The sequence below is a fragment of the Sphingomonas guangdongensis genome, from assembly GCF_900199185.1.
Taxonomy (GTDB): Bacteria; Pseudomonadota; Alphaproteobacteria; order Sphingomonadales; family Sphingomonadaceae; genus Sphingomonas; species Sphingomonas guangdongensis.
In genome coordinates this window covers 294,849-310,190 of the sequence record NZ_OBMI01000002.1, presented here as the reverse complement: position 1 = coordinate 310,190, position 15,342 = coordinate 294,849, and the positions used below count along the sequence as shown (strand labels likewise).

Annotated in this window: 18 protein-coding genes; 3 read left to right on the top strand and 15 right to left on the bottom strand. The window is 68.7% G+C overall.

The window, feature by feature from the left end; translation table 11 throughout:
• The first annotated feature begins 36 nt into the window (after positions 1-36).
• On the top strand, positions 37-927 hold the full coding sequence (bla, locus tag CRO12_RS08540; RefSeq protein ID WP_097063639.1) for a class A beta-lactamase: 891 nt from the start codon (positions 37-39) through the stop codon (positions 925-927).
• A 16-nt stretch (positions 928-943) separates the two neighbouring features.
• On the opposite strand, the gene hemA is transcribed toward bla, so the two are convergent.
• The 4 genes from hemA to CRO12_RS08520 all read right to left on the bottom strand — a co-directional run bounded on the left by hemA (position 944) and on the right by CRO12_RS08520 (position 4,578).
• Positions 944-2,209, bottom strand: coding sequence for a 5-aminolevulinate synthase (gene hemA, locus CRO12_RS08535; RefSeq protein ID WP_097063638.1), 1,266 nt, complete (start codon positions 2,207-2,209; stop codon positions 944-946).
• Between the two features lie 72 nt (positions 2,210-2,281).
• A complete protein-coding gene (gene murI, locus CRO12_RS08530; RefSeq protein WP_097063637.1) occupies positions 2,282-3,073 on the bottom strand; it encodes a glutamate racemase in 792 nt (263 codons plus the stop codon).
• 45 nt (positions 3,074-3,118) lie between these two features.
• Entirely contained in the window at positions 3,119-3,385 is a 267-nt protein-coding gene (locus CRO12_RS08525) for a hypothetical protein (protein WP_097063636.1), read from the bottom strand.
• A 68-nt stretch (positions 3,386-3,453) separates the two neighbouring features.
• Positions 3,454-4,578: a zinc-binding dehydrogenase gene (locus CRO12_RS08520; protein ID WP_097063635.1), complete on the bottom strand. Its 1,125-nt coding sequence runs from the start codon at positions 4,576-4,578 to the stop codon at positions 3,454-3,456.
• A 130-nt stretch (positions 4,579-4,708) separates the two neighbouring features.
• On the opposite strand from CRO12_RS08520, the gene CRO12_RS08515 reads away from it, so the two are divergent.
• A complete protein-coding gene (locus CRO12_RS08515) occupies positions 4,709-6,127 on the top strand; it encodes an amidohydrolase (RefSeq protein ID WP_097063634.1) in 1,419 nt (472 codons plus the stop codon).
• Positions 6,128-6,168: 41 nt separating this feature from the next.
• Positions 6,169-7,461, top strand: coding sequence for an amidohydrolase family protein (locus CRO12_RS08510; RefSeq protein WP_425443019.1), 1,293 nt, complete (start codon positions 6,169-6,171; stop codon positions 7,459-7,461).
• A 43-nt stretch (positions 7,462-7,504) separates the two neighbouring features.
• Here the strand turns inward: CRO12_RS08510 and CRO12_RS08505 are convergent, their stop codons facing one another.
• The 11 genes from CRO12_RS08505 to CRO12_RS08455 form a co-directional block, all read right to left on the bottom strand.
• Positions 7,505-8,524, bottom strand: a complete 1,020-nt coding sequence (locus tag CRO12_RS08505; protein WP_245858341.1) for an ATP-dependent DNA ligase — start codon at positions 8,522-8,524, stop codon at positions 7,505-7,507.
• 38 nt (positions 8,525-8,562) lie between these two features.
• Complete coding sequence (hslU, locus tag CRO12_RS08500) at positions 8,563-9,855, bottom strand: ATP-dependent protease ATPase subunit HslU (RefSeq protein WP_097063633.1); 1,293 nt, start codon at positions 9,853-9,855, stop codon at positions 8,563-8,565.
• A 28-nt stretch (positions 9,856-9,883) separates the two neighbouring features.
• Positions 9,884-10,435 (bottom strand): ATP-dependent protease subunit HslV, encoded by a 552-nt coding sequence (gene hslV, locus CRO12_RS08495; protein ID WP_097064247.1) that lies wholly within the window; start codon positions 10,433-10,435, stop codon positions 9,884-9,886.
• Positions 10,436-10,485: 50 nt separating this feature from the next.
• The gene (locus CRO12_RS08490) at positions 10,486-10,896 is read right to left on the bottom strand and encodes a holin family protein (protein ID WP_097063632.1); all 411 of its coding nucleotides are present in this window, start codon (positions 10,894-10,896) and stop codon (positions 10,486-10,488) included.
• A complete protein-coding gene (locus tag CRO12_RS08485) occupies positions 10,893-11,456 on the bottom strand; it encodes a glycoside hydrolase family 108 protein (RefSeq protein WP_097063631.1) in 564 nt (187 codons plus the stop codon). Before CRO12_RS08485 ends, CRO12_RS08490 begins: the two co-directional genes overlap by 4 nt.
• A 60-nt stretch (positions 11,457-11,516) precedes the next feature.
• Entirely contained in the window at positions 11,517-11,927 is a 411-nt protein-coding gene (locus CRO12_RS08480) for a glycine zipper 2TM domain-containing protein (RefSeq protein WP_097063630.1), read from the bottom strand.
• 100 nt (positions 11,928-12,027) lie between these two features.
• Positions 12,028-12,684 (bottom strand): guanylate kinase, encoded by a 657-nt coding sequence (gmk, locus tag CRO12_RS08475; protein WP_097063629.1) that lies wholly within the window; start codon positions 12,682-12,684, stop codon positions 12,028-12,030.
• 164 nt (positions 12,685-12,848) lie between these two features.
• On the bottom strand, positions 12,849-13,040 hold the full coding sequence (locus CRO12_RS08470) for a hypothetical protein (RefSeq protein ID WP_097063628.1): 192 nt from the start codon (positions 13,038-13,040) through the stop codon (positions 12,849-12,851).
• Entirely contained in the window at positions 13,037-13,246 is a 210-nt protein-coding gene (locus CRO12_RS08465) for a hypothetical protein (RefSeq protein ID WP_097063627.1), read from the bottom strand. Before CRO12_RS08465 ends, CRO12_RS08470 begins: the two co-directional genes overlap by 4 nt.
• Positions 13,247-13,319: 73 nt before the next feature.
• Entirely contained in the window at positions 13,320-14,702 is a 1,383-nt protein-coding gene (gene fumC, locus CRO12_RS08460) for a class II fumarate hydratase (protein WP_097063626.1), read from the bottom strand.
• Between the two features lie 141 nt (positions 14,703-14,843).
• On the bottom strand, positions 14,844-15,323 hold the full coding sequence (locus CRO12_RS08455; RefSeq protein ID WP_097063625.1) for an SspB family protein: 480 nt from the start codon (positions 15,321-15,323) through the stop codon (positions 14,844-14,846).
• Between the last annotated feature and the right edge of the window lie 19 nt (positions 15,324-15,342).

Sequence of the window (15,342 nt, the reverse complement as noted above, 5' to 3'; positions counted from 1 at the left end):
CAGCAGTTTGCGACGGCAGGCTGAGGAGGCGATGTGATGGATCGACGTGAGGTATTGGTCATGCTCGGAGCGGCCGGCGTCGCCGCCGCGATCTTGCCGGAGAGGCTCTACGCCGCTGGTACGCCTGATTTCGGCGGTGCCAGATTTGCTGCGACGCTGGCGGACATCGATCGCCGCGCGCCCGGACGGCTCGGCGTCGCGGTGCTCGATTTCGCGACCGGCCAGCGCTTTGCGCTGCGCGGCGGCGAGCGCTTTCCCATGTGCAGCACCTTCAAATTTCCTTTGAGCGCCGCCGTCCTGCACGCCGCAGATCGAGGGCGGCTCCCGCTCGATCGCGCGGTGGCGGTCCGGCGCGGCGACATCATCGCCAACTCGCCGGTGACCGCGCGCCGCGTCGGCGGGTCGATGCGGGTTGCGGCGCTGTGCCACGCCACGATGACCACCAGCGACAATGCGGCGGCCAACCTGCTGCTGCCGCTGATCGGCGGCGCCGACGGCTTCAACGCCTTTCTGCGCGCGGCCGGCGACCGCGTCACCCGCCTCGACCGGATCGAGCCTCACCTGAACGAGGGCACGCCCGGCGATCCGCGAGACACGACCACGCCGGCGGCGATGCTCGCGACGATGCGGGCCACGCTGTTCGGTTCCGTCCTGTCAGCCGCGTCGCGGCAGCGGCTGATCGGCTGGCTCGTCGCCAACACGACGGGTGGGAGGCGATTGCGCGCCGGGCTGCCAGCGGGATGGCGGGTGGGCGACAAGACCGGCACGGGTGAGACCAGCGCCAACGACATCGGCGTGCTATGGCCGCGCCCGGGACGCGCGCCGATCCTGGTGGCAAGCTACCTGACCGAGGCGCGAGGATCGCAGGTCCGGCGCTACGCCGTGCACGCGGAAGTCGCGCGCGCGATCGCGGCGGCGGTGCGCTGATCCGCCGCCCGGCGGCTCAGGCCGCCTGGCGCAGCTCCAGCCGGCCCCAGATCTCGACCAGCGCGTCCGTCAGCTCGCGCATCATCGCCTCGTCGTGGGCGGGGCCGGGGGTGAAGCGCAGCCGCTCGGTCCCGCGCGGCACGGTCGGGTAGTTGATCGGCTGGACGTACACGCCGTACTCGGCGAGCAGAATGTCGCTGATCTTCTTGGCCTTGACCGGGTCACCGACCATCAGCGGCACGATGTGGGTGGTGGTCGGCAGCACCGGCAACCCGGCGTTGGTGAACAGCGCCTTCAGCCGCGCGGCGGCGGCCTGCTGCGCGTCGCGCTCGACGCTCGACGCCTTCAGGTGACGAACGCTCGCCAGCACGCCCGCGACCAGGACCGGCGACAGGCTGGTCGTGAAGATGAAACCGGGCGCGTAGGAGCGGATCACGTCCACGATCATCCGGTCGGCCGCGATGTAGCCGCCCATCACGCCGAACGCCTTGCCGAGCGTCCCCTCGATGATGGTGATGCGGTCGGCCGCCTCGTCCCGCTCGGAAATGCCGCCACCGTGCGCGCCGTACATGCCGACCGCGTGAACCTCGTCCAGGTAGGTGAGCGCATTGTACTTGTCGGCGAGGTCGCAGATCGCGTGGAGCGGCGCCACGTCGCCATCCATCGAGTACACGCTCTCGAACGCGATCAGCTTGGGTGCCGCCGGATCCGCCGCGGCGAGCAGCTCTTCCAGATGCTGAAGGTCATTGTGGCGGAAGACGTGCTTCTCGCAGCCCGAGTTGCGGATGCCCGCGATCATCGATGCGTGGTTGAGCTCGTCGGAGAAGATGACGCAGCCCGGCAGCACCTTGGCGAGCGTCGCGAGCGTCGCTTCGTTGGAGACGTAGCCGGAGGTGAACAGCAGCGCCGCATCCTTGCCGTGCAGCTCAGCGAGCTCCGCCTCCAGGTCGATATGGTAATGAGTGTTACCGCCGATATTGCGGGTGCCGCCCGACCCTGCGCCGACGTCGTGCAGCGCCTCCTCCATCGCTGCAATCACCTTCGGATGCTGCCCCATCGCGAGATAGTCGTTGGAGCACCAGACGGTGATCGGCTTCGGCCCATTGTGGCCGGCGAAGCACCGCGCGTTCGGGAACATACCCTTGTTGCGCAGGATGTCGATGAACACGCGGTAGCGGCCCTCGGCATGCAGCCGGTCGATCGCCTGGGTGAACACGCGGCCGTAATCGACCGGCCGGTGGCGCGTGTCGATCCCCTCCCCGCTGACGCTCTCGATGGTCATGGCGGCGTCACTTACCGGTGTGTCCCCGGCATTTCCAGCGCGAACCATTCGCAAGTCGTTGGACAAATTGTCTCACAGCAGCTCCAGCCTGGTGAAGCCGTGGCGGGCGAGCGCGGGCGTGAGCGCGCGCGCCGCATCGTCCAACCGGGTGAAGACGGCGATGTCCTCGGCCGGGGTGAAGTCCTGCCCGTCCGTCAGGTGCTGGACACGGCGCGCGATCCCGGGACCGCCGTCTACGAAGCGGACCGCCGGCCCCGCCGCGACCGCCAGTTCCGCATCGAGCAGCGGAAAGTGGGTGCAGGCGTTGACGATCACGTCGATCCGCTCGCCCTCTGGCTGCACCGTAAGCGCGGCAAGCTCCGCGGCGACGGCGTGCTGATCGACCGCCCGGCCCGCCAGCTTCGCCTCGGCCAGCGTCACCAGCGTGGCTGATCCATGGCGCAGCACCGTGCAGTCGCTGGCGAAGCGGGTCGCCAGGTCGTCGACGTAGGGCTGGCGCACGGTCGCGGCAGTGCCGAGCACGCCGATCACGCGGGTGCGGCTGGTCTGCGCCGCCGGCTTGATCGCCGGTACCGTCCCCACGATCGGCACGTCCAGCGCGGCACGCACCGCGGCGAGCGCGATGGTGGAGGCGGTATTGCAGGCGATCACCACCAGCCGTGGCGTGTACCGCTCCACCAGCCGCCCGAGCAGCGCGGGCACGCGGGCAGCGATCTCCGCCTCGCTTCGCGTTCCGTAGGGATAACCGGCATTGTCGGCAACGTAGACCGCGCGCATCGCCGGAAGCAGCGCGCGGGTGGGCGCGAGGACCGACAGGCCGCCGACACCGGAGTCGAAGAAGAGGACGGGCTGGGTCGGCCGCATTGCCGCCCTATCGGCTGGCGCTCGGTCAGCGGCAAGTCCCGGCTGTCAGTGCGCCTGCTCGGCCGCCTCGCCCGCGCACTCGCCCTTCGCCACGCCCTTGTCGAGCACCGGCGGTCGCTTGCGCCCCATCGTCCAGTTCGCGAGCATCCGCACCCGCGGGTTGGGCGCACACCAGATCTCGCCCGTGTCGTTGATCGCGGTGACCCAGATCAAGTTATGCTCCTGCCCGTAGTCGATCACGGCGAAGGCGTACCCCGCGCCCTTGTCGAGGACATGAACCGGGAGCGGCGGATCGAGCTGCTGGAACGACATGGGGCGGAAGCGCGCCAGCGGGAGCTTCGTTCCCGACCTATGTTACTGATCTACAGCAACTTGTGAGCTCATCGCCTGGGATCGATGAGGAACTTCTCGCCGGTCGCCTTGCGCTCATAGGCGGCGAAGACCTCCGGCTGCAGCGCCTCGGCCAGCCCGATCGTCCGAGAATAGCGGGTGGCGAAGGTAGTGGTCAGCTCGTCGCGCACCCGCGCCCGCAGGCGGCCCGCGACCTCGGCGCCTGCCTTCTGCAGGAACGGGAACAGCAGCCACCCCCCGACGCTCCACGCGAAGCCGAAGCTGCGGTTGATGATCGTCGGCCCGGGATCGAGCATGCCGTAAATGTAGAGCTGCTTGAACATGTCCGATCCGTACCGGCTGTAAGCGGCATCCTTGCTCGCCGCCGCTTCCATTGCGGCGAGGATCTGCCCGCCGAGCGTGCCGCCGCCGATCGCATCGAACGCGATCGTCGCGCCGGACTCGGCGACCGCGGCCTTCAGCGCCTCGCGGAAATTGTCGGCGCTGGTGTCCACGACGTGGGTCGCGCCCGCATCGCGCAGCAGCTGCGCCTGCTCCGGACTGCGCACGACGTTCACCAGCGGGATCCCGTCGGCCAGGCAGATGCGGTTGAGCTGCTGTCCCAGGATCGACGCGGCGGCGGTATTGACCAGCGCGCGGTGCCCTTCCGCCCGCATCGTCTCGACAAAGCCGAGCGCGGTCAGCGGGTTGACGAACATCGCTGCACCGTCCGCGGCGGTCTGCCCGTCCTTTAGCACGATGCAGTCGCTCGCGCGGAGCTTGCGGTGGTCGGCGAACATCGCGCCGCCGATCATGCCGACGGTCTTCCCGACCAGATCCTCGACGTCCGGTCCCGCGGCGATCACCGTGCCCGCGCCTTCGTTGCCGACCGGGAGCGACTGGCCGAGCCGCGCCGCCACCGCGCCGCGCCGATCGGGCGGGATCGTCAGGGTAAGCGTCGGCGCGTCGGCGCTGCCGCCCGGAACCGCCGATCCGGGATCGGCGGGGCCGACGAGCAGTCCCAGGTCGGACGGATTGATCGGCGCGGCCTCAACCGCCACGATCACCTCGCCCGGGCCCGGCGGATCCAGCGTCACCCGCGCCAGCGACAGCGTCAGCGTCCCGTCCTCGCGCACCGTCGAGCGCAGCTCGCGCCCCGAGACCGACTCCGCCATGACCCTCTCCTCAACGATCCAGGCCACGGCGGTTAGCCGATCGGGCGTGATGTCGCCAACTGCCCTGATATCGCCTTGAAACGGCAGGCGGCTTGCCCCTACGCTGCGCGGAAAGAAAAAGGGGACATCGATGATCGCGAAGACCACGCGCCTGGTCGCGACGCTGCTTGCCGCGAGTGCGCTCGCCGCCTGCGCGCAGAAGGAGGCGCCGCAGACGGCATCCTCGAACAGCGCCAAGAAGCCGGGCACTCCCTACGCCCGCGACCCCTTCCCCTCCACCTACCGTGCCTATCCGAGCGTGCCGACCGTAGTCCGGGGCGTCACCATCTACGACGGCGAGGGCGGCCGGATAGAGAATGGCGCTGCGCTGTTCGCCGATGGCCGGATCGTGTCGGTCGGGCAGAGCGTCGATGCGCCGGCAAACGCGACCGTGATCGACGGCGCGGGGAAGTGGCTGACCCCCGGCGTGATCGATATTCACAGCCACTTGGGCGACTATCCAACCCCATCGGTGCAGGCGCACTCGGACGGCAACGAGGCGACGGGCCCGGTCACCGCGGACGTCTGGGCGGAACACAGCGTCTGGCCGCAGGATCCGGGCTTCAGCCGCGCGCTGGCGAACGGCGGCGTCACCACGCTGCAGATCCTGCCCGGCTCCGCCAACCTGTTCGGCGGGCGCTCGGTCGTGCTGAAGAATGTCTACGCCCGCACCATGCAGCAGATGAAGTTCCCCGGCGCGCCCTACGGCCTCAAGATGGCGTGCGGCGAGAACCCGAAGCGCGTTTACGGCGCCAAGGGGCGGCAGCCCTCCACCCGGATGGGCAACGTCGCGGTGGACCGCGCGACCTGGGCGCGCGCGCAGGATTACCGCCGCCGCTGGGACAAGTACGAGAAGGACGGCGGCGAGCCGCCCGCGCGCGACATCGCGATGGATACCCTGCGCGGCGTGCTGGCCGGCGAGATCCTGGTCCAGAACCACTGCTACCGCGCCGATGAGATGGCCATCGTCCTCGATATGGCCAAGGAGTTCGGGTACAAGGTCACCGCCTTCCACCATGCGGTGGAGGCCTACAAGATCGCTGACCTGCTGAAGGCGAACGGCACCTGCGCCGCGGTCTGGGCGGACTGGTACGGGTTCAAGATGGAGAGCTTCGACGGCATCCACGAGAACCTGGCGCTGCTGGAAAATGGCGGCGCGTGCGGAATGATCCACTCGGATGACGAGAACGGCATCCAGCGGCTCAACCAGGAAGTGGCCAAGGCGCTCGCCGCCGGGCGCCGCGCCGGCATAAACATCAGCGACGAAGCGGCGTGGCGCTGGCTGTCGATCGGGCCGGCCAAGGCGCTCGGCATCGACGCGCAGACCGGGTCGCTCAAGGCGGGCAAGATGGCGGACGCGGTGCTGTGGAACGGCAACCCCTTGAGCGTCTACACCCGACCGGAGAAGGTGTGGGTCGACGGCGCGCTGCTGTACGACGCCAATGATCCGCGGCGCCGGCCGGTCAGCGACTTCGAATTGGGCCAGCCCGGCATGGGAGACGTCAAGTGAGCCGCTCCACCTTTCGCCCGCGCCGCTCCCCGTGGCTGACGATGCTCGGCATCGGCTGCGCGATGACCGGCGCCTTCGTCGGCTGGCAGGCGAGTGCGCAGACCATCGCGATCACCGGCGGCACCGTTGCGATCGGCGACGGTTCTGCCCCGATCGAGGGCGGCACCGTCGTCATCCGTGACGGCCGCATCGTCGCGGCCGGCCGCGGGGTCGCCGTGCCTGCCGGCGCGCAGACGGTGGACGCGACCGGCAAGTGGGTATCGCCCGGTATCGTCGCCGGGATCGGCGGCCTCGGCCTCGCCGACGCGAGCGGCGTCGACGAGAGCAACGACGAGTCGTCGCGCAACTCACCCTTCAACGCCGCCATCGATATTACCACCGCGGTCAATCCCGCGAACGTCATGATCGCCAACGAACGGGCGGGTGGCGTTACCCGCGCGATCATCGCGCCGAACGCGGGCGGATCGATCTGGGCCGGCCAGGGCGCGCTGATCGACCTCGGCAACGACCCCGATCCGGTGACCCGCGCGCGGCTGTTCCAATACGTCGAGCTGGGGGAGAGCGGCGCGCGCAGCGCCGGCGGCAGCCGTCCGGCCGCCTATGTCGCGCTCCACGACGCGCTCGCCCAGGTCGCCGACTTCCGCCGCAACCCTGCCGCCTTCGACGGGCGCAGCAGCGACGCGCTGCTGAAGCGGGCGGACGCGGAGGCGCTGGTGCGGGTGCTCGACGGCGCCGTGCCGCTCGCCGTCCATGTCGAGCGCGCGAGCGACATCCGCCAGGTGCTGGCGCTGCGCACCCGCTACTCGCGGCTTCGCCTGATCCTGGTCGGCGCGGGCGAGGGCTGGATGGTCGCACGCGAGATCGCAGCGGCGGGCGTGCCGGTCATGGCTTCCGCGCTCGCCGACCTGCCCGCCTCGTTCGAGAAGCTGGCCGCCACAGAATCGAACGTCGGCCGGATGAAGGCTGCCGGGGTGACAGTCGGCGTGCTGTTCGACGGCAACGGCGGCGAGCACAACCTCAAGCAGTTCGCCGGCAACCTGGTCGCGATCGCCAAGGTGCCCGGCGCGACCGGGCTCACCTGGGGAGAGGCGTTCGCGACGATCACCTCGCAACCGGCCGAGGTGATGGGCGTCGGCGGCGAGGTCGGCTCGCTGCGCCCCGGCCGCCGTGCCGACATCGTGGTGTGGAGCGGCGACCCGCTCGAGCTCAGCTCCGCGCCCGAGGCGGTGTGGATCGACGGCGTGTCGCAGCCGATGGACTCGCGCCAGCGCCGCCTGCGCGACCGCTACATCACCGCGCCGGAAGGAGCGCTGCCAAAGGCGTATACGCGGTAGGTTCACAGCATTTCGTCATCCCGACCCTGAGCCGGGGTGACGATCAGACAATCACCTCCGCCAACTCGCTCGGCCTCAGCTCCTGCACCAGCTGGTCGCGCGTGCACGCCGCCGGTGCCTTGTCCGGCCGCCAGCGCAGCAGCCGCGTGCCGTGGCGAAAGCGGCCGGCGGTGACCTGGTCGTAGCGCACTTCCACCACCAGCTCCGGCCGGAGCGGCTGCCAGTCGGCCGAGCGTTCGGTGCTCCATCGGCTCGGCCCGCCCGGTGCCTTGCCGGAGAAGCCCTCGCCCGCCAACGCCTCGAGCTGCTTCGTCAGCGCCGGGCGATCGACAGTCGCGATCGCGCTCGTGAAACCGACATGATCGAGCCGCCCGGCGTCGTCGTAGAGCCCCAGCAGCAGCGACGCGACCTCGCGCCCACCGCGCTCGTACCGGAAACCGCCGACAACGCAGTCTGCGGTGCGGTGCTGCTTCACCTTGAGCATCGCGCGCTCACCCGGCTGGTAGACGTCGGCGAGCCGCTTCGCGACCACGCCGTCGAGTGCTCCACCGCTCCGGGCTAGCCAGGTCAGCGCTACCTTGCGATTGGTCGAGCAGGGCGAAAGCAGCAACGCCGGCTGGTTCGCCTTCGACAGGAACGCTTCGAGCCGCGCCCGCCGCTGCGATAGCGGCTCGTTCGCCAGCACGCGGCCTGCCTGAAGCAGATCGAACGCCATGAACTGCGCGGGCGTTTCGCGGGACAGCTTGTCGATCCGGCTCTGCGCAGGGTGGAGCCGCGCCTGCAGGGCCTCAAACGACAGCACATATCCTCGCGGGAGGATCAGCTCGCCGTCGAGCACCAGGTCGCCACCCGGCAGCCCCGCGACGAGCGCGGCAACCTCCGGAAAGAAGCGCCCCAGCGGCTTGCTCGACTTGGACATCAGCGTGACCGCGCCGCTGCGCCGGAACGCGAGGCAGCGGAAGCCGTCCCATTTGGGTTCGAACTGCCAGCCGCCTTCATCGGGCAGCTCGTCGACCAGCTTCGCCTCCATCGGCGCGTAGCCAGGGTACAGTGTCGTGGTCACGCGCGTCCAACGTCCGGCGCGCGCAACCGTGCCCGGCGTCAGAGCACGTAGCGGCTGAGGTCCGTATTGCGCGCGATGCTGGCGAGCTGCTTGTCGACATAGGCGGCATCAATCGTCAGCGCGCTGCCGGCGCGGTCCTCGGCGTCAAAGCTTACTTCCTCCAGCAGCTTCTCCATGACCGTCTGGAGGCGCCGCGCGCCGATGTTCTCAACCTCGCCGTTCACTTCCGCCGCGATCCGCGCGACCGCGCGGATCCCGTCCGAGGTGAAGTCGATGGTCACACCCTCCGTCCCGATCAGCGCCTTGTACTGCTCGGGCAGCGACGCCTTGGTATCGCTGAGGATCGAGACGAAATCCTCTTCCGACAGCCCCTTCAGCTCGACCCGGATCGGCAGACGACCCTGCAGCTCGGGTAGCAGATCGGACGGCTTGGCGACGTGGAACGCGCCGGAGGCGATGAACAGGATGTGGTCGGTCTTCATCGGCCCGTACTTGGTCGAGACGGTGGTGCCCTCGATGAGCGGCAGCAGGTCGCGCTGTACGCCCTCGCGGCTGACAGAGCCGCCCCGGACGTCGCTGACCGCGATCTTGTCGATCTCGTCCAGGAACACGATCCCGTTCGCCTCCGCGTCGGCGAGCGCTGTGCGGCTAACCTCGTCCTGATCAAGCCGCTTGTCCGCCTCCTCCTCGACCAGCTTGGTCCAGGCGGCGTGGACGTTCAGCTTGCGCCGCTTGAGCTGCGGCCCGCCAAACCCTTTCATGATCTCGCCCAGGTTGATCATCTGCGGCCCCGCGCCGGGCACCTCGAACGGGGCGGCGGGCGCCGCCTCCAGCTCGATCTCGATCTCCGTGTTGTCGAGGTGTCCCTCGTTCAGCCGCTGGCGGAACGCCTCGCGCGTCGCGGCGCTAGCGTCCTTGCCGGTCAGCGCGTCGAGCAGCCGCGTCATTGCCGCGGCCTCGGCCTTGTCCTTCACCGCCGCGCGCCGGCGCTCCTTCTCCAGCCGGATGGCCTCCTCGACCAAGTCGCGGGCGATCTGCTCGACGTCGCGGCCGACGTAGCCGACCTCGGTGAACTTGGTCGCCTCGACCTTCACGAACGGCGCGTCGGCGAGCTTCGCCAAGCGGCGGCTGATCTCGGTCTTGCCGCACCCGGTCGGCCCGATCATCAGGATGTTCTTCGGGCTGACCTCGTCGCGCAGGTCGGGGCTGAGCTGCTGGCGCCGCCAGCGGTTGCGGAGCGCCACCGCCACCGCGCGCTTCGCGTCGGCCTGGCCGATGATGTGCTCGTCCAGCGCGCGGACGATCGCCTTGGGGGTGGGTTGGTCGTTCATGATGCCTGTCAGGTAGAGGGAGCGGCGCTCAGGCCGCGTTCTCGATCGTCTCGACGGTCAGCCGGTCGTTGGTGAAGACGCACACGTCGGCCGCGATCTGCATGGCCTTGTGGGCGATCACCTCGGCGTCCTCCTCATAGTCGACGATCGCGCGCGCGGCCGCGAGCGCGTAGTTGCCGCCCGATCCGATCGCAGTGACCCCCAGCTCCGGCTCCAGCACGTCGCCGTTCCCGGTGATGACCAGGGTCACGTCCTTGTCGGCGACGATCATCATCGCCTCCAGGTTGCGGAGGAACTTGTCGGTACGCCAATCCTTCGCGAGCTCAACCGCGGCGCGCAGCAGCTGGCCACCGTGCCGCTCCAGCTTCGCCTCCAGCCGCTCGAAGAGGGTGAAGGCGTCGGCGGTCGCGCCCGCGAACCCGCCGATCACCGACCCGTCACCCAGCCGCCGCACCTTGCGCGCGTTCGGCTTCATGACCGTGTTGCCCTGACTGACCTGTCCGTCGCCGATCACGACGACCTTGCCATTCTTTCGCACGGACAGGATCGTGGTGCCGTGCCACACCGGATGTTCGCTCATGGCCGGCATGTGGGAAGGGCGTGCGCGCTCCGCAACGGCACGCCCTGGGGTCACTTGGGCGTGCGTCCCTTCCCCCATTCGCGCGCGACCGTGTAGCCCAGGTAGCCGGTGCCGAAGAGCGCATAGAGCGACTCCGGCAGGCCGTTCAGATAGGCGTTCATGCCGCGCGCAATCGCCTCGGCCAGTTCCGGCCGCGCCGCCGCGATCAGTCCCATCGGGATCGACCAGAGCAGCAGCGCATACATGACGTAGAGAAAGGAAGGGCGCGCGCGGCTGGTCCACGGGTCGGTCGATTGCGCCTCCGCCAGCACCGCGCTCATCTGCGCGCGGATGCGCTCCATCTCTTGCCCGCCCTCCAGCTTCAGCAGCTCGAGCTTGGCGGCGTCGCGCGCCCGCGGATCGGGAATGATCTTGTCGAGCAGCCCGGCGACCGGGCCGATGATGCCATCGAGAATGCTCATGCGACTGCCCCCTCGCCGAGTGAACCGATACGGTTCGCGAGCCAGCCGTACAGGAATGCTTCGTTGGCGGGACGGCTCTCCGCCAGGCGGAGGTAGCGCTCGCCCTGCAGCGCCTCCAGCGCCTTGAGCAACACCGTCTCGCCGCTCTCTCCGCGAGCCCGCAGAAAGCCGTCCAGCGCCGCCAGCGTGCGCGGTCCGACCGCGCCGTCGCTCGCCACGTCGGCATAGTCGCGGCCGCCGCGATTGAGCGCGTTGAGCGCACGCTGGAGAAAGCCGGTGGCGACCGCCGGTCCCATGTTCACGCCGGTGTCAAACAATTCGGCGGCGATCCGCGGTGCCCGCGCCGCGACCCGGTCGAAGGCCGGACGCAGCCAGTACAGGCGACGGAAGATTGCCGTCGCAGACGTGCGCGGAAAGGCCCGCATGTCACCGCCGTAGCCGTGGGCACGCGCGACCCGCTCGGTCACGCCCCAGCGGGTCGGCCCGCCGCGGTCGGCCGGGTGGTCGCTATAGCCACCCTCCCGGCCAATCACCTCGTCGATCAGATCATCGATGTTCATCTGCCCCTCCTTGATGGAACGGGCAGGCACCTAACCAGATCGGTTCGTGTAGGACAGTCTCTAGCGGCAGCGCACGTTGTTGCGGTCGATCGAGCGACCCGCCGCCGCGCCGGCCGCCCCGCCAAGCAGCGCACCTAGCACCGATGAATCGCCCGGCGCGATGATCCCGCCGAGCACGCCGCCCGCGATCCCGCCGACGATCAGCCCGGTGGTGCCGTCGTTGCGCCGGCAATAATAGCGCCCGTCGCGACCAACGTAGACGCGGTCATTGTCGCTCAGACGCCGCTCGCGATAGCGTCGATTGTCAACATAGTAGCGATCGGCCTCATACCGGCCGTACTGTGGATCGGGTCGGTCATAATCATAGCGCCCGTAACCGAGGTCCCGCGGCCCGGCGCCGTAGCCGTCCGAATACTGGCTGCACCCCGCTACCATTGTCGCCGCGGCAACGACACTCAAGATCGCGCGCATGTCATGTTCCTCTCCTGTTGCTGATCAGGAGCAAATGCATGATCAACTGCGAAAGTTGCGGCAGATCAGATTTCGCGGTCGGATGCTTGGGCGAGAAGTCTCAGCCGGTCTTCATAAGGCGGCGGATCAGGCCGATCATCCCGGTCTGGCGCGACCGTTTCAGCCGTTCGGCCGCCAGGATCGTGCGGACCTGCTCGAAACAGTGCTGGACGTCGTCGTTGACCAGCACATAATCATAGCCGTCCCAGTGGCTGACCTCGCTCGCGGCGCGGTTCATCCGCCCGGCGATCACCTCCTCGGCGTCCGTCGCGCGGCGCGACAGGCGGCGGTGCAGCTCCTCCATCGAGGGCGGCAGGATGAAAACGCGGACGACGTCGCCGCCCGCGATCTGAAAAAGCTGCTGAGCCCCCTGCCAGTCGATGTCGAACAGCACGTCCTGACCGGAGCCGAGCATGTCGTACACCGGCGCCTTGGGCGTGCCGTAACGGTGATCGAAGACGTGTGCCCACTCGAGGAACGCGTCTTCTGCCACCATGGCGCGAAAATGCTCCAGATCGACGAAGTGATAATCGCGCCCGTCGACCTCGCCCTCGCGCATCGGGCGGGTAGTCGCCGACACCGACATGCCGAGCGCCGGTTCCGCCTCCAGCAGCATGCGCGCGATCGTCGACTTGCCCGCCCCGGATGGCGACGAGAGGACGAACAGCACGCCGCGCCGACGAAAGCCGTGCGGGTCGGGATCTGTATGGGAAGGCATAGCCGCCGCTAGTGGCGCAGCGATGACGGAGGGTCAACCGAGAGCGCGCGGGTGGCCCAATCCTGCTACAATCGTCATGCCAGCGTAAGCTGGCGCCTATATCGATAAAGCGCACCTGCTTGCGACACGTAACCCCAGCGTGCGCTGGGGTTACGCGTGTCTCGTCAGATCCGACCCTTGCGCCGATCATACGCCTTCTTGGCGACATAGGCCCCGCCGAGCACCAGCCCGAGTGGCCCCATCCGCCGCATCGCGCCGGCCGCGGCATAGCCCAGCAGCGCACCCTTGGCGCCGCCCTGGCCGTCGCGCCGGTCGATCTCGCGCCCGACGAGCGCACCGATAATCCTGCCGATCATTTGCCTTCTCCGAATGCCGCGTCCTTGGCTGCGTCGAGGCCCTTCAGGACCGCCCAGCCGACCGCGTAGGTGACAACGACAGGGACCAGTGCGCGCGCGACCAGCGCCACCGCGCCGCCGATGATCGCACCGTCGGCGGTGGAGTCGTCGCCGTCGGCGCCGTCGATCGCACTGCCGATCAGCGCGCCAAGTGCCGTGCTCAACATGGTTCGCCTCCCTTGCCGTTCGTGCGAAGAGACGAAGCGAGAGCGGGTTGGTTCCGTGACGCGGGCGTACCGATCAGACCATCGTCTCGGGCCGAACCAGCCGGTCAAAGGTCGCCTCGTCGACCAGCCCCATTGCCAGACCCGATTCCTTCAGCGTCAGACCCTTCTCGTGCGCGTTCTTGGCGATCTTGGCGGCGTTGTCGTAGCCGATCTCGGGCGCGAGCGCGGTCACCAGCATCAGCGAGCGTCCGACCAGCTCGGCGATCTGGCGCTCGTTCGCCTCGATCCCATTGACGCAGCGCTCGGCGAAGCTGACCATCCCGACGCTCAGCAGATGGATCGAGCGCAGCACGTTCGCGCCGATCAGCGGCATGAAGACGTTCAGCTCAAAGTGCCCCTGCATACCCCCGACCGTCACCGCGGCATGGTTGCCAATCACCTGACCCGCGACCATCGTCAGCGATTCGCATTGGGTCGGGTTGACCTTGCCCGGCATGATCGAGCTGCCGGGCTCGTTGGCCGGCAGCGACAGCTCGCCAAGGCCCGAACGCGGGCCGGAGCCGAGGAAGCGGATATCGTTGGCGATCTTGTTCAGCGCGACCGCGAGCGTGTTGAGCGCGCCGGAGAAGAACACCAGCCCATCCTTTGCCGCCAACTGCTCGAACTTGTTCGGCGCGGGCTCGAAGCGGGACTCGGCGATGTCACTGATCGCCGCGGCCATGTCCTCCGCCCAGCCCGCGGGCGCATTGAGCCCGGTGCCAACGGCCGTTCCGCCGATCGCCAGCTTGCGCAGGTTGCCGTTCATCGCGCCCTCGATCCGCGCGCGACAGCTGATCAGTTGGGCTGCATAGCCGCCGAACTCCTGCCCCAGCGTCAGCGGAGTCGCGTCCTGCGTGTGGGTACGGCCGATCTTTACGATATTCTCCCACCTCTCCGCCTTGGCGAGCAGGGCATTCGTCAGCTGCTCCAGCGCGGGCAGCAGCGCCGCTTCCGTCGCCAGCACCGCCGCGACGTGAAGCGCGGTCGGAAAGCTGTCGTTCGACGACTGGCTCATGTTGACGTGATCGTTCGGGTGGACCGGCGACTTGCCGCCACGCTTGCCCGTCAGCACCTCGTTGGCGCGGCCGGCGATCACCTCGTTCACGTTCATGTTGGTCTGGGTGCCGCTGCCGGTCTGCCAGATGACGAGCGGAAACTGGTCATCGAGCTTTCCGCCGACGATCTCCTGCGCCGCCGCCTCGATCGCGTCGGCGACGCCGCCGTCCAGCCCGTGCGTCCGGTTTACCCGCGCCGCCGCCTGCTTCACGATCGCCTGTGCATGGACGATCCCGATCGGCATCCGCTCGGTCGCACCGAAGGGGAAGTTCTCGATCGATCGCTGCGTCTGCGCCGCCCAGTAAGCATCGGCGGGCACCTCGATGGCGCCGATCGAGTCGGTTTCGGTACGCGTGGTCATCGGCGTGTCGGCTCCTGGCTGGTGTGACGTGCCGCCGCCATGCCCCAAGAGCGCGCCGCGGGCAAAGCCCACGTCGGACGAGCTGTGCCCGCCGGCGGTGCTCACGCGGGTACGCCGGCTAACCGGCTGCCGCGCTGCGCGTCACTTCTTGCGCTTAAAATCCACCGCGACGACGTTCGAGCCGTCCTCGACCGGCTTGGCCAGCGGCTCGTCGTTGTCGGCGGGCTCGTGCGGCTCGACCTCGGCTTCGTCGTTCGCCTGGAAGCGCAGCTCGAAGTTGACCGCGGGATCGTGAAAGCCGGTGATGGCCGCGAACGGGATCTTCAGCATCGACGGCACCTGGTTGAACGACAGGCCGACCTGGAAACCTTTGTCGTCGACGCTCAGGTCCCAGAAGCGGTGCTGGATGACGATCGTCATTTCGTCGGGAAATCGCTCGATCAGCCGCTTGGGGATGTCGACCCCAACCGCTTGGGTCTTGAAGGTGATGTAAAAGTGATGCTCGCCCGGCAGCCCGCCCGACGTGGCGATCGAACCCAGCACCCGGCCGACCACGGCGCGCAGCGCCTCCTGCACGATCTCGTCGTACGGAATCAGGCTATCGGCAACGGCTCCGGTCATCGCGCATAGCTGACGCCGA